The 13,553-nt window shown below is 51.5% G+C and carries 15 protein-coding genes; 5 read left to right on the plus strand and 10 right to left on the minus strand.

All coding sequences use genetic code 11. From position 1 onward, the window contains the following. The first annotated feature begins 4 nt into the window (after positions 1–4). From F556_RS0113505 to F556_RS0113515, 3 genes are all read left to right on the plus strand, one after another. Positions 5–1,483: an alpha-N-arabinofuranosidase gene (locus F556_RS0113505; protein WP_020617497.1), complete on the plus strand. Its 1,479-nt coding sequence runs from the start codon at positions 5–7 to the stop codon at positions 1,481–1,483. A 1-nt stretch (position 1,484) separates the two neighbouring features. Then, positions 1,485–1,769 carry a DUF6171 family protein gene (locus F556_RS0113510; protein WP_020617498.1) on the plus strand — a complete coding sequence of 95 codons (285 nt, stop codon included), beginning with the start codon at positions 1,485–1,487 and terminating at the stop codon, positions 1,767–1,769. Between the two features lie 221 nt (positions 1,770–1,990). Next, a complete protein-coding gene (locus F556_RS0113515) occupies positions 1,991–2,467 on the plus strand; it encodes a hypothetical protein (protein WP_020617499.1) in 477 nt (158 codons plus the stop codon). A 17-nt stretch (positions 2,468–2,484) separates the two neighbouring features. On the opposite strand, the gene F556_RS0113520 is transcribed toward F556_RS0113515, so the two are convergent. The 8 genes from F556_RS0113520 to F556_RS0113555 all read right to left on the minus strand — a co-directional run bounded on the left by F556_RS0113520 (position 2,485) and on the right by F556_RS0113555 (position 10,180). Next, complete coding sequence (locus F556_RS0113520) at positions 2,485–3,624, minus strand: response regulator (protein ID WP_020617500.1); 1,140 nt, start codon at positions 3,622–3,624, stop codon at positions 2,485–2,487. 4 nt (positions 3,625–3,628) lie between these two features. Then, on the minus strand, positions 3,629–6,715 hold the full coding sequence (locus tag F556_RS0113525) for a hybrid sensor histidine kinase/response regulator (RefSeq protein WP_020617501.1): 3,087 nt from the start codon (positions 6,713–6,715) through the stop codon (positions 3,629–3,631). A 124-nt stretch (positions 6,716–6,839) separates the two neighbouring features. After that, a complete protein-coding gene (locus F556_RS0113530; RefSeq protein ID WP_026297280.1) occupies positions 6,840–7,472 on the minus strand; it encodes a fumarylacetoacetate hydrolase family protein in 633 nt (210 codons plus the stop codon). Between the two features lie 63 nt (positions 7,473–7,535). Beyond that, a complete protein-coding gene (locus F556_RS0113535; RefSeq protein WP_020617503.1) occupies positions 7,536–7,922 on the minus strand; it encodes a LytTR family DNA-binding domain-containing protein in 387 nt (128 codons plus the stop codon). A 21-nt stretch (positions 7,923–7,943) separates the two neighbouring features. Next, positions 7,944–8,066, minus strand: a complete 123-nt coding sequence (locus F556_RS37125) for a cyclic lactone autoinducer peptide (RefSeq protein ID WP_020617504.1) — start codon at positions 8,064–8,066, stop codon at positions 7,944–7,946. A gap of 4 nt (positions 8,067–8,070) precedes the next feature. Further along, complete coding sequence (locus F556_RS0113545) at positions 8,071–8,586, minus strand: accessory gene regulator ArgB-like protein (protein WP_020617505.1); 516 nt, start codon at positions 8,584–8,586, stop codon at positions 8,071–8,073. Next, positions 8,583–9,218, minus strand: coding sequence for a hypothetical protein (locus F556_RS0113550; RefSeq protein WP_020617506.1), 636 nt, complete (start codon positions 9,216–9,218; stop codon positions 8,583–8,585). The genes F556_RS0113545 and F556_RS0113550 overlap by 4 nt, the downstream gene beginning before the upstream one ends. Positions 9,219–9,304: 86 nt before the next feature. After that, entirely contained in the window at positions 9,305–10,180 is an 876-nt protein-coding gene (locus F556_RS0113555; protein WP_020617507.1) for an AraC family transcriptional regulator, read from the minus strand. 135 nt (positions 10,181–10,315) lie between these two features. On the opposite strand from F556_RS0113555, the gene F556_RS0113560 reads away from it, so the two are divergent. Further along, on the plus strand, positions 10,316–11,152 hold the full coding sequence (locus F556_RS0113560) for a sugar phosphate isomerase/epimerase family protein (protein WP_020617508.1): 837 nt from the start codon (positions 10,316–10,318) through the stop codon (positions 11,150–11,152). Between the two features lie 82 nt (positions 11,153–11,234). Here F556_RS0113560 and F556_RS0113565 read toward each other — a convergent pair whose 3' ends face one another. Then, positions 11,235–11,459 carry a helix-turn-helix domain-containing protein gene (locus tag F556_RS0113565; protein WP_020617509.1) on the minus strand — a complete coding sequence of 75 codons (225 nt, stop codon included), beginning with the start codon at positions 11,457–11,459 and terminating at the stop codon, positions 11,235–11,237. 240 nt (positions 11,460–11,699) lie between these two features. Further along, positions 11,700–12,284, minus strand: coding sequence for a YhcN/YlaJ family sporulation lipoprotein (locus tag F556_RS0113570; protein ID WP_020617510.1), 585 nt, complete (start codon positions 12,282–12,284; stop codon positions 11,700–11,702). Between the two features lie 231 nt (positions 12,285–12,515). Between F556_RS0113570 and F556_RS0113575 the strand changes: the two genes are divergently transcribed. Continuing rightward, a complete protein-coding gene (locus tag F556_RS0113575) occupies positions 12,516–13,517 on the plus strand; it encodes a ketoacyl-ACP synthase III (RefSeq protein WP_020617511.1) in 1,002 nt (333 codons plus the stop codon). Positions 13,518–13,553 lie beyond the last annotated feature (36 nt).

The raw sequence follows: 13,553 nt of genomic DNA on the forward strand, positions 1-13,553 counted from the left end.
TTCCATGGTACAAGTATCCGTTCGTTCGCAAGCAAGTAAAGGTACAATCAACAAAAACATTTACGGTCATTTCTCCGAGCATCTGGGCAGATGTATCTATGAAGGCATCTGGGTTGGTCATGATTCCCCGATTCCGAATACCGAAGGCATGCGTAATGACGTGCTGGAAGCCCTGCGCGAGCTGAAGGTTCCCGTCCTGCGCTGGCCTGGCGGCTGCTTTGCAGATGAATACCATTGGCGGGACGGCATCGGCCCTGCCGAGCAGCGTCCACGGATGATCAATACGCACTGGGGCGGAGTTGTAGAAAATAATCATTTTGGCACGCATGAGTTCTTCCGCCTGTGCGAGCTGATCGGCGCAGAGCCCTACATTAACGGTAACCTGGGCAGCGGCACGGTCCATGAGATGCAGCAATGGGTCGAGTATATGACATTTGACGGTGAATCTCCAATGGCCAATGAGCGTCGTGCCAATGGCAAGGAAGAGCCGTGGAAGCTCAAGTATTTTGGCGTGGGTAACGAGAACTGGGGCTGCGGCGGCAACATGCGTCCGGAATACTATGCCGATGAGTATCGTCGCTATGCCACGTATGTCCGTAATTATGGGGACAACAAACTTACCAAAATTGCCTGCGGTCCTAACTCGCACGATTACGAATGGACCGAAGTGCTGATGCGCAATGCCGGCAAATACATGGATGCGCTCACGCTGCACTACTACACCCTGCCTACTGGCGACTGGAAGAGCAAAGGCTCTGCGACAGATTTTGATGTGGCCGCCTGGTTTACAACCCTGAGACGCACGCTCGAAATGGAGACCTTGATCGAGAAGCATTCCGCTATCATGGACAAATACGATCCGGAGAAGCGCGTGGGCCTGTATGTGGATGAGTGGGGCACCTGGTACGATGTCGAGCCGGGCACCAATCCTGGATTCCTGTATCAGCAAAATACAATGCGTGATGCGCTTGTTGCCGGTATTAACTTGAACTTGTTCAATAATCATTGCGACCGTGTCACCATGTCTAATATTGCCCAAATCGTCAACGTGCTCCAAGCGATGATCCTGACCGAGGGCGACCAATTGGTACTGACGCCTACCTATCATGTATTCCATATGTATCAAGTGCATCAGGATGCCCGTCATGTGGCATTGGAATTCACAAGTCCAGATTATACGTTTGGGGCGGAACGCATTCCACAACTGAGCCTGTCTGCATCCATCGACAGCACTGACGCGCTGAACATTTCCATCTGTAATCTGCACCATGAAGATGCGGCAACCATTACGATTGATCTGGAAGACAACAACCGTACAACGGTTAGCGGCTCCGTTCTGTCTCATAACGCTTTGCAGGGCCACAACAGCTTCGAGCAGCCGGAAGCCGTGAAGCCGCAAGCCTTCACAGATGCCAAGCTGGAGAACGGCAAGCTGTCTTTGACAGTTCCTGCTGCATCCGTACTTGTGCTGAAGCTTCAATAAAATGAGTCGCGCGCCAGAAACCGCAAGCGGCCGGGAGCCCTGCAAGGGCTGCTCGGCTGATGTGAAGGTGTCTGAGGAGCAGATGGCCAGACTCTGGGAACGGATGGGCCGGCTGCCCGCCGAGGATCTGGCAGAACCAGAGCTCTATGATGAGCGGTTGGCGTTGTGCCGGGACTGTCCCTCGCTTCAATACGGAACCACCTGTCAGCATTGCGGCTGCCTGGTGGCTTGGAAAGCCAAGCTTCGGCGATCACGCTGTCCGATGCCCGGGGCAGCCCGGTGGTAACTATGTCCCCACAAAGTGGGGTTTGGCTTCGAAGCGTACTCAGGTACTTTGCGGGGGCCCCCGGAATCTAATACAAGTTAAATGCAACACAAAAGGTCATGACCTCCTAAACGGATGGCCATGACCTTTTGTGTTATGCTATGATGTATCAACGTGAATCGGCCGTCGCATCTAATATCGGCGGCGCCAACATTCCAACTCTTGATAACTGGAGGGCTGACATGCTGACCTTTGAACAAAAAATTGCTATTATGGCCGAATTTCCCGAGCTGACCCGCAAGGATGTGTCGCTGGGCCGTGTAAACTTCCATTACGAAGACAGCAAGTATGAGAAAAAAACGGTGGTCCATCATCTGCACCCTAACGGCAACGGCTTCATTTATGCTGCACGCATTCCGGGATTAGAAACGGATGAGAAAGGCTTTATTAACATTCGCTCTCACAGTGATCAGGAGCTTCGCGAGCTGCTCCGGGCGGCTATCGATTCCCTCGCTGTCCGCAATGAAAGCGAGCCGCCTCCCATTGGCAAAAAAACTAAGCTTGCTGGTCCATGGATCAATGCCGATGGACAACAACTTGTCCTCTCGCATGAAGACAATCTCTGGTATCTCTTTGACGGCCCAAATTTGGAAATGGCATTTGAGACAACGGCCGAAGCCCGGGCTTATCTGCAGGAAGAAGGATTCTCCCCCGCGTAGTTGTCTTCGTCTATCATTCAACCTGATAGCAGGGTGCGGGCCCATTGCTGGAATTCCTGCTCGGGCTCGATTCCGAGTTCTTCCCGAAGCAGGGTTTCGTAGCTCTGGTAATGCACTCTTGCCTGCCCCTGGTTACTCGCCTTCATATACCCCTTCATGACCATCTTGCAGATTTCCTCGGAGTATGGCTCTTTGTCCTGTAACTGCAACAACCGGCTCAGTGCTTCATCATTTCGGCCTCTGTCAAAATCGTACTCTGACAGACGCAGATTGGCTGTTATGTACTGCTGGTGCAGCTGTTTGCGCTTGGCCGAAGCCCAGCTGTAATCATGCTCCTCCAAGTATTCGCCCCGATACAGAGAGACCGCCTGCTCGTTGCGCTTGGCATGCGCTTCATCCCTAATCTGGGACGAGTCGATGATCGCTTCAAATTGCTCGACATCCGTCTGCAGGTTCGACTTCAGGAGACGGTAACGCTCTTGCGAGAACTCCACCTTGGCTTGTACGCCCCACTCCTTCAGCAGCTTGCGAATATGATAGACGGTTGTATGCAGATAAGTAACGGCCTTGTCTTGCTCATATTCCTGCCAGACGCTATCTACAATCTGGTCCTTCAGCACCCATCTTTCGTTATGATGCAGCAGATAGGCGAACATCTCTTGGGCTTTGTAGGTGCGCCATTTCAGCCGTTTTTTGGCGTCGCCGGCAGGATACAGCTCCAGCCGCTTGAAACAGCTGATGGAAGCGGCAGCAGGAGCAGCGGGCTTCACCGGTTCCGGTCGCGGCTCGGTTGCGGCCTGCATCGATTGCTCGATGCGCTCCAACGTTTTTTGAAATCGCTCGGGATTGATGGGCTTGAGCAAATAATCCAAAGCGTGTAGTTCAAACGCCTCGACAGCGTAGTTGGCATATGCCGTAATATAGATAATCCGAATGCCAGGATGAATGGCCTGGATGTGCTCCGCTGCCTCCAGGCCATTCATCTCCGGCATCCCAATGTCCAAAAATACGAGGTCTGTTTTTTCTTCCTTGAGGTGCTCCAACCCTTTGCGAGCAGAGGTATACTTGCCCGCGATTTGTATCCGACCATCCTTCTTGAGCAGTCGCTCCAGCTGCTGCAGGGCCGGCTTCTCATCATCAATCAGAATCGCGTTCATCGCTCTACTCACTCCTGTCCTCGGATATCATCGTACGCGGTCCTCCAGGAATTCGGAACCGGATGGTCGTCCCTTGCTGTTCTCTGCTCTCCACTTCCAGCCCTGTTCCGTAAATGGACTGCAGACGCTTATTGATATTCCGCAATCCCACGCCGCCCGGGCCTCTGTTGCCTGAGAGCACAGCCTCGGCTCGCTCTGCAGACATGCCTACGCCATCGTCTTCGACTACAAATTCAACTTCTTGTCCGACCTGCCGGATGGACAGACGAACCGTTCCGCCGGACTCTTGCTGCATGACCCCGTGCCGGACAGCATTTTCCACAATAGGCTGGATACTGAGCGGCGGAATCAGCACGCGCACGGATTCGTCGATATCATACTCGATGACCAGCAGATCGTCGAAGCGGGCTTTTTCCAGTGCAAGATACGATTTGACCAGCTCCAGCTCCTTCGAGAGCGGCTTGGTCTGCTCCCGGTTCTGGAAATCGAAGCTGCTGCGCAAATATTGACTCAGTTCAAATAAGAGCTGAATGGCTTTGTCCGGATCATCATAACAAATGGAGATGATCGTATTCATTGCATTGTACAGGAAATGAGGCTTGATCTGCGCTTGCAAATACGCAATCTCGGTCTGGATCGATTGTTTGACGGATGAGCGGAGCTCCAGCAAGGTCCGCACGCGGGCTCTTAGCTCGCCGAGGTCGACCGGCTTGCTTAGATAATCATTGGCTCCGGAGGCGAAGGCCGCTTGACTATCCTCCGAACGACTGCGAGCCGTCAGCATCAAGATTGGCAAATCAGACAGCAGGCGATGCTCTCTAATCTGACGGCACAATTCCAGGCCCGACATCTCCGGCATCATCCAGTCCGTGATCACCAGATCGATTCCCGGATTGCGGTTAATCTCCAGCAGCGCCTCCCGACCACTCTGCACGGGGATAACCACATGCCGCTCCAGCGACAGTGCATTAATCAACACCTGCAGATTCACGGGATCATCGTCCACCACAAGGATTTGGCAGCGTTCACCATCCCGCGGTATCGCGACTTCCTCCTGATGCTCCGCCAATGCAGCGGCCGTCATGGCCTGAGCCGAATAAGTAGCCTGTCCAGCCAGGGACTGATCCTTCGCAACCGGCAGCGTGAAGCGAAACACCGAACCGACGCCCGGCGTCGATTCTGCCCAGATGCGTCCGCCATTAAGCTCGATCAACTTGCGCGTAATACTAAGCCCGAGCCCCGTCCCCTTATAACTGCGGTGAACCGCCGAGCCATTCTGATCATAAGCATCGAAGATAGAACCTAACCGCTCAGGTCGAATACCGACCCCCGTATCGGCGACTGAGATGATTAACAGGCTGCCCTGAATATCAGCGGATAGCGTAACACTGCCTTGTTCTGTGAATTTGAGCGCGTTCCCCAGCAGATTAAAGAGAATTTGATGCAGCCGGTCCTCATCCGTATCCAGCAGTGGCAAATATTCCGGCCAGCGTACCCGCAGCTCCACGCCGGTCTTGGCGTCGACATGGCGAATAACTTCTACGACGGAGCTTGCAATCATACGCAGATCGACAGGTTTTCGTTGAATGACAATATCACCATTTTTGAGCTTGGCGAAATCAAGGATATCGTTAATTAGCGCAGAGAGCCTCTTGCCTGTTGAAACAACCATCGACAGATGCTCTGCCTGCTTGCGGCTGAGCGGTCCAGCCGAGCCTTCCAGCATCGTTTGGGCCATATTGACGATTCCATGCAATGGCGTGCGCAGCTCATGGGATGTATTAGCCAAAAATTCGTCTTTTAACCCATCCAATGTCAGCAGCCGCACCGATAGCTGTTCCACTTCGCGGAAGGAAGCCGCATAACGGAGCGCCATCAATACACCCTGGGCAAAAACAAAAACAATAATTTCAAACAGCATCAAGTAGTAGGGCATGTTCAAGCCAAGCAGAAAAAGAATATTAATCATGATGATCGCCAAGATGCTATAAATACTCACCATCATGAAGAACAAATTTTCGGATTGCTGCTGCAAGCCTTTAATCATGGCATACAAGACGTAGCCCACACTCATAAAGGACACCGCCAGCATGAAATCTTCCACTTGACTGAAAATAACCGGCGGAAGAACAATGGAAGCCGTTGCCATCACTACAGTCACCCAGAATGCTGCTCTGGAGATGACAGGAATTACCGTCCCTGGCAGTGAAATCGCGACGTAGCGAAGCAGAAAATAATAGACGAGCACGGAGCAAAAAAACTGGATTTTCATAAAAATGACATAATCCATGCCAGGTATGAGAATACCAAGCAGCTTCTCTCCATGCGTCAAAACATACAGCATGGCCCCCAAGCAAAACAACCCGAGATAGAGCATAGCCGATTCACTCTTGCGGAGGCGAGAGACAAGCATGAACATACACGCGGGAATAAACAAACCGACAATCGACATCCAGTCAATTCCGGAAGCAAACTCGCGGCTCTGGATAATCGTCTGCTGATCGCCAAAGAGGATGGGTGAAATGATGCCGCCGGACGAATAGCTGTAGTTGGCTGCTTGCACCAGCACCTCGATGGTATCTCCGGAGATATCCGCATAACCGACAAAGGGAATGTTGCGTTGGACGCCTGCTTGCGGATGGTCTGCCGGCTTGCCACTGGCCCCTACCTCGGCATCACCCAGAAAGATGCGGCTGGCTGACCGGATATTCTTCATATGAATGCCATAAATTCCGTCCGAGCCCTCAGGCAGCAGGATCTGAAGTCTGAATGTCGCATACCCGGAGTTGCTAGATTGGCCATCCTCGCTAATGTAAGGATTCCACTTGCCTGGAACTTGGACCGTTACAGCCTCCATGGGGGAAGCCTGCATGCTCCCTGGTGTGAGCAGCTCGCTGCGGTATAGCTCCCACTCCCCTTCCAGCGGGACCGCGCCACCCTTCTCAAAATTCCAGCTGCGCAGATCCATCACGCCCTGCTGTGCTTGCGGCGGCACTTGCGGGTCCGTTATCATCTGTATGATCGCGATTAGCGGTATTGAGATTACGACTGCCAAGCTAGTGAGGATCGTCAGCCAATAGTTCTTACTCATCTGTCCTCCATTTAAAAACCTTTTTCCTTACCCGGTATTTCTTTCCACTTTGTAGTTTACCATCTTCCCCCTTTGATTTCACGCCTTCTTTCGTCATCTTTCGACTTTTATTTCTTGACCGTCTTCAATAGGTTAGATGGACTTGACTCCCGCCTTCCCGCCGATCATTCCAGTAGAGCTCCAGCCTGTCGCCATCCGCGAGTTTCCCCACACCTGCCGGCGTTCCAGTGAAGATCAAGTCGCCTTCTCCCAGACCGTAATGCTGGCCGATATGATCAATCAGAACCTGCAGCCCAAAAATCGCCTCACTTAAGGAGCCGCGCTGCCGTTCTTCTTGATTAATGCGAAGCGAGAATGGGGTATGTAGCAATGCATCTAGACTACTAAAAGGAGCAAAGGCTGTGATCGGCGCGGAATGACGGAATCCTTTGGCCCTCAGCCAAGGATGCTGTTTTTCCTTCAGCACGGTCTGTACATCACGAAGTGTCAAATCCAGACCAAGGGAATAATGACTGATCATGGCTTCCGCCTGCAAACCCTCCTCGTACGATTGGCCTATACGAACGACGAGTTCCGTTTCATAATGCACATCCCCCTCCGTTCCCGGCACTTCCAGCCTTCCTTCGTCAAGAAAGGTTATCGCGTGCGTAGGCTTCATAAAAATCATTGGGCTTTCCGGCACGCTGTTTCCCAGCTCCGCTGCATGCTTGCCATAATTGCGTCCGACACAATAAACGTTTTGAATCGAGATTGTCATGGATAGCTCCACTCCCTGCTCTGAAATGTAAAAAAAACCGCACAGCATGTGCGGTTCTCCGGATTAGTAGCCTAATATGGCCTTGCCTGCGGGCAAGCCGCGCACGACCGAATCAAAATGCTTGGCTGAGAAAGTACAGCATTTGGCGTTAGGTCCGAGCGGCCACTCAAAGTAGGCTTTCTTCGTCCCTTTGTCCAAGTAAGCAATATTATGAATATTAACGGCGTTATTCCGGTCGACGAGTTTGAAGTTAAAACCACTGTTGTTCAGCAGCTCAACATAGAACCGCAACGTACCCATCGTGTAGTAGCTGGCGTCGCGCGTATGCACAACGATTCGATTAATAATGCCATCACACTCGAAAAAGATAATGTCTTCGATTTGAACCAGCTTAAGCCCCAATCCTCCATCAACATCGAGCGCGACGGACAAATGCTTACAATCATGCATTATGACCATCCCCTGTCTGGATTATTTGAGCAGCTCTTCAGGCGTCTCCGGTTGGTTCCAGAACGTCCAACTGGCCGTGCTGACGACCAATACCGCTGCAGAAGACAAAACGGTTGCCAGTAGTGTAAAGAAGCGCTTTTTCATGTTTTCACCCCCTTCCCCGAACGAGAGTCATCGCCTGAACCAGTAAGGCTGCTGCAAGAACGGAATAGCCGATGAAGAAGCTGACCGTAATGATCCCTAGCGCAATAAGCTTGAGATACTTGAAATATCTGACTGGAATGCGGGTTTGTTTTTCAATTCGGGAAGGAGCGTAAATCAGCGCCAATAGAAAAGCTGCGCCATTCATAACTTGCGTTGTAACGGTATTAAAATCCGCATAGCTTAGTAGAGTAAAGGCTAGCGTAGAGAGGACAATACAAAGGACACTGGATTTCAGATGATAGCCCCCGGACACTTGCCGAAGAATCGCAAATGCACCCATCGCTACCGCGGTCTCCATCAACCGGCCGGTGAATACACCGACCAGCAATGTAAAAGCAATAATGGAAAAGGTATTAATGAAAAGTTTAACCGCGTACTGAAGTACGGCTACGCTCGCAGGATGCTCCGGCACCCGGGATTTGATACCCGAGGCCACACGGAGAGAGATCGCTTCGATCAATGCTCACCAGCTTCTTTCCTAAAGGAATAGATAAGAAAAATAAGAAGCGAAATGACAAATCCGATTAAACCGACAAACACATTGAGCAACTGCATCACGATAAAGAGAAACAAGATGAACAAGACAATCAACGCGATAATCAGGACATGTTCTCTCTTGAAGCGTAACTTCTCAAAGTCAAACGTAAAACCGTACCCTCTCCGGTACAAATAAGCGGTAATCAGGATAAGCGTCACGGGCAGGAACTGCATAATGTACCCTTTCATTGGCGCGGCTTGAATATCTTCAAATGAAATGAGGACATTCAGCACGAGCGTCTGTAGCACAAGCACGGAGGCAAATCCGACAATTGTCATCAAAAACGACCATAAAATGGGGATTCGGACAATTGTAGTAAAGAACAGCGCCGTAATCAATAGGTTGACGATCGGTGCGATAGCGCCCATGTTAGCAGTCGATATGAGTTCTTCCCTCGTCAAGTAGTTCTGCAGATTAATAATCTCGATGATGAGGAGCGAATGCCAGAAATACTTTCGAAAATCAAAGCGAAATACATATAACGCGACTGCATAGATTGAGAGCCCCTCAATGGTAGAGAAAAACATAAATAACAAAAAACTTATCACAATCATCGACCGTCCCTATCTGTTTGAAACCGTATGGCTATTTCTATAATAAGCCTATCGCTCGCATTTTTCGACCCTTTGTCCCATAATTTTTATCTTGACAAATCACTCTGAACCTGCTTGCGATATGTAGTCGGAGACATCCGTTCACGAGCCCTGAATAATCGGGCAAACGTTTTATACGAGCCAAACCCGACTTCGTAGCAAATTTCGGAAACATTCATGTCCGTCGAGGCCAGCAGACTACAGGCATGCCTGATCCTCAAATCGCTGAGGAGCTGCATGAATGTCTGTCCCGTTACTTCTTTGATCCGCTCGCTGATTCTCGACATGCTCATGGCGAAGCGTTCGGATAGCTCAGACAAGGTGAGAGGATCTTGATGATTCCGCTGGATGTAATGAATGATTCGCCAAGTCGGACTGGCTTTGACCGTGCTGCTCCTCTCTATAAGCATATGATTCGCCTGACGCCTGCCCCGATCGAAGGCGACCAGCACTTCGATCAGCTTGGCTTGCAGCATGGACGCCCGCCAGTAGTCATCGCCATTGTATTCTTCCATCATGCGAGCAAGGATCGTCTGTAGCCGTTCACGCATTTCGCCATCCAGCTGAATATAGGGAGCCAGCCCGGAATCGTCAGCGAGCAGACGGCTGAGCTCGTCCTTCCTGCCTGTCCCCATCAGCAGATCCATCCCGAACATGCAGTTGACCAGCTCAAGCGTCTGTCCGGGCTCGGTATGAATCTCATGAATTTGGTAGGGAAGGATGAGCGTGAAGGTCCCTGGCTTCATCGGGTGACAGACACCGTTGATCCATTCTGCTCCCCTGCCTCCGATGACAAAGGAAAACTCCAGAAAGTCATGCCGGTGCGAAGGGAATCCTGCGGTCAATCGGTTAATGCCGATATGCAGCGGCAACAACGTATCGCGATTCGGATAATTCGTAAGATTACGGGGGTACTGAGTCATCAACTTTTGCTCTCCTGTCGAAATATTGAGACATTCTCCGAAAAGATCGGCATGCTTTTCCCGAGAGTTTATTTTACCATGAAACCGTTGCTATAATGGCATTGGAATAGATTTACTACCAGAGGAGGAAGAATGATGCTGAGAGGACTGACACGCGCAGGTCTTGGACCTGTTGAGAATGATGAGCAGTTTTTGGAAATCGCTGCAAAATACGGCTTTCAGAGCGTAGATATTGACCCGACCGGCTTGATTAATCAATGGGGCCTGGAAGGGACCAAGCAGCGTCTGGAGGAACTGGGGCTGTCGATTGGCGCCATTGGCTTGTCCGTCGATTGGCGGACGACGGATGAGAATTTCCGTTCATCCCTCACGGCGTTGCCCGCGCAAGCGGCCGCCGCGGCCGCGCTGGGCGTGACCCGCTGTTGTACCTATGTTCTACCTTCTGTAGATGAACCGGCTGCACAATTCACGGTCCAGGCGACCAAGCGCCTGCGGCTGTGCGCTCAGATTCTCGGCGGCTATGGCATTCGTCTCGGCCTGGAATTCGTTGGCCCTCATCACCTCCGTACCCGCTGGACTCATCCGTTCCTGTGGACGACAGAGGATACACTTGCTTGGATTGAAGCCATTGGCGAGCCCAATGTCGGCCTGCTCTTCGATGCCTACCACTGGTATACGACGGAAATGTCGGTTGAGGATATTGGCAAGCTGCGTGCGGATCAGATCGTACATGTCCACATCAACGATGCCAAGGCTGTGCCTGTAGAGGAAGCCTTGGACAACGACCGGGTCTACCCCGGAGAAGGCGTTATTGACCTGGTTGGCTTCCTTAAGGCTCTTCAAGCCATTGGCTATACAGGACCTGTCGCCCAGGAAATCCTGACACCCGCCCCACCAACAGATTCTGTTGAAGCGCTGGCCGAGCGTTCCCGCCAAGGCTTCGACCGTGTGTTTGGCGAAGCAGGATTGTAATTGGGGAGTCAGTTAAAAAACCTCCTCGCCTTCCTTTGTAACAAGGAAGACGAGGAGGTTTACCAAGGGATGCGAGTATAGATCAAATTTTTAATTCCCCAAGCTTAATCAGCTCGACCACAGCTTGCGAACGACCTTTGACATTTAACTTCTGCATAACATTGGAGATATGATTCCGTACGGTCTTCTCGCTGATGAACAGTTGCTGGGCTATATCTCTCGTTGTCTTATCCTGCACCAACAGCTCGAACACTTCGCGCTCCCGATGGGTCAATAAAAACTTGCTCTTATGGTCGCTACCCTTCACGTGTTTGTCACCCCTCCTTGCCCGGGTTTTTATGGTATAACAAGGTTAAGGGATACAGTCAAATTATAGTATGAATGCGCCCTGTTTATGGTGCGCTCCCCAACAAAATTGGGCAGTAGTACTGTGCTAAGCCTATAAGGTAAGACCTGTGGTTATAGTATGAAAGCATCACAAAAACGGCTCCTGAGCAGGAGCCGTTTTTTGTCATGTTTTTGATTACATCCTGATACTGGCTTGTCCCTATTCGATCCCTTCATCCAATGCAAAGACACGATCGACCATAGCATTGAATTCGGCGATGTACGGCTGGACAGGGCGCTTGAGCTGCGCCTCATTCATATACATGGTCATACGCTCCACGAATACCGGGTCGGAGGATACATAGACCAATTTCCGATTGGGATGCAGCTCTTTAACGATCCGGGCCACCTTACGTTTGATGTCGTATGATGGCTCTTGAATCGCCGGATCCTCCAACGTGATGGCTACGTAAATGTTCTGATCCGCAAGCAGCACATAGGCGGCACGGATGTCCGGAAGCGCCGCCACGGCCTCCGACACATCACTGTTCATCTCCATGCGGTAATTTTTATGGGCGCCGACAAGATTATTGCTGTTCAATCGGTTGCTGCCTGCACGGTTCATTTCGTTCATCTGGTCAACTGCGAATCGCTTGTCGATTACCCAATTGCCGTTAGCGTCTTTTTTATGCTGCTGCTGACGAATGTTGCGGTTGCCAATATCCCCCTGACGCTCATCGATACATCCGGTTAACATGGCTGCGATGACTAAGGCCGCTGCTCCGAGCTTTGCTGCACGCTGCATACGCTGACCTCCTTGAACTGTAATATGCAATTAAAATAGGACGGGAGCTCTGTTACCGAAGAGGCAATACAGAACGAACCGTTAGGGTTAGGATGCCGGGAATCCGCATATCCTATCCGCGGCTCGGGGAGATTAGAAGCATTGACTTTTAATCAATGGCAGGATTATAATACTAGGTATTAGTACCAGGTATTAATATCAGATCATAACCGAATAAGGAAGGTGATCCCAATGTCATCTCACCGCTTGCACTCCAATGCACGAATTACTGCTATAGGGACATATGTACCGGAGAAGATCCTGACGAATCTTGAACTTGAAGGCATGGTCGATACCAATGATGAATGGATCGTCCAGCGTACAGGGATCCGGGAGCGGCATATCAGCGAACCCCATCAATACACCAGTGATCTATGCTTTCATGCCGTTCGCAACCTGCGGGAACGATATCAGGTCGGCCTTGAAGATGTGGACCATGTTATTGTGGCCACTTCTACACCGGATACTGTGTTTCCCAGTATGGCAGCACGCGTTCAAGGCGAATTTGGTATTCGAGCAGCTGGTGCATTAGATATTCAGGCCGCCTGTGCAGGCTTTGTGTCCGGGCTTCAGCTGGCTAATGGATTATTGCTGAGCGGCAGCTGCCGCAAGATCCTGGTCATTGGCGCCGAGACCTTGTCCAAGATTACGGACTATACCGACCGTTCCACCTGCATCCTTTTTGGAGACGGAGCGGGAGCCGTACTCGTTGAGGCCGGAGCCGAGGGCAGCTTCATTGCCTCGCGTTCTGCAACAGACGGCACCATTGGTCACCATCTGTACCGCTCCGCCTTGTCTGACAACATTGCCGGCTCACCTATTGCGACCCATGGCTGCATTGTGCAGAACGGACGTGAAGTCTACAAATGGGCCGTTACCCAAGTGTCGGAGGGCATTACAGACTTGCTGCATACCAGCGGGACTCCTGCGGAGCAACTGGATTGGCTCATCCCGCACAGCGCCAACCTTCGGATTCTCGAATCGATCAGCGAACGTACTGGAATAGGCATGGACCGTATCCTGGAGAGCGTGGTTCGCTACGGCAACACCTCCGCTGCCTCCATCCCGCTTGCCCTGGACAGCGGCATCCGGGCAGGACGTGTGAAACCGGGACATTCGGTTCTCCTGTACGGCTTTGGCGGGGGTCTGACGCAATCCGGCTTGCTGTTGCAATGGGTGGCTGAGTCACAATAAACCAAACAAGACGGGCCGCGTTTATGCGCAGTCCGT

It is taken from the genome of Paenibacillus daejeonensis DSM 15491 (assembly GCF_000378385.1).
In the GTDB taxonomy this organism is placed as follows: domain Bacteria; phylum Bacillota; class Bacilli; order Paenibacillales; family Paenibacillaceae; genus Paenibacillus_D; species Paenibacillus_D daejeonensis.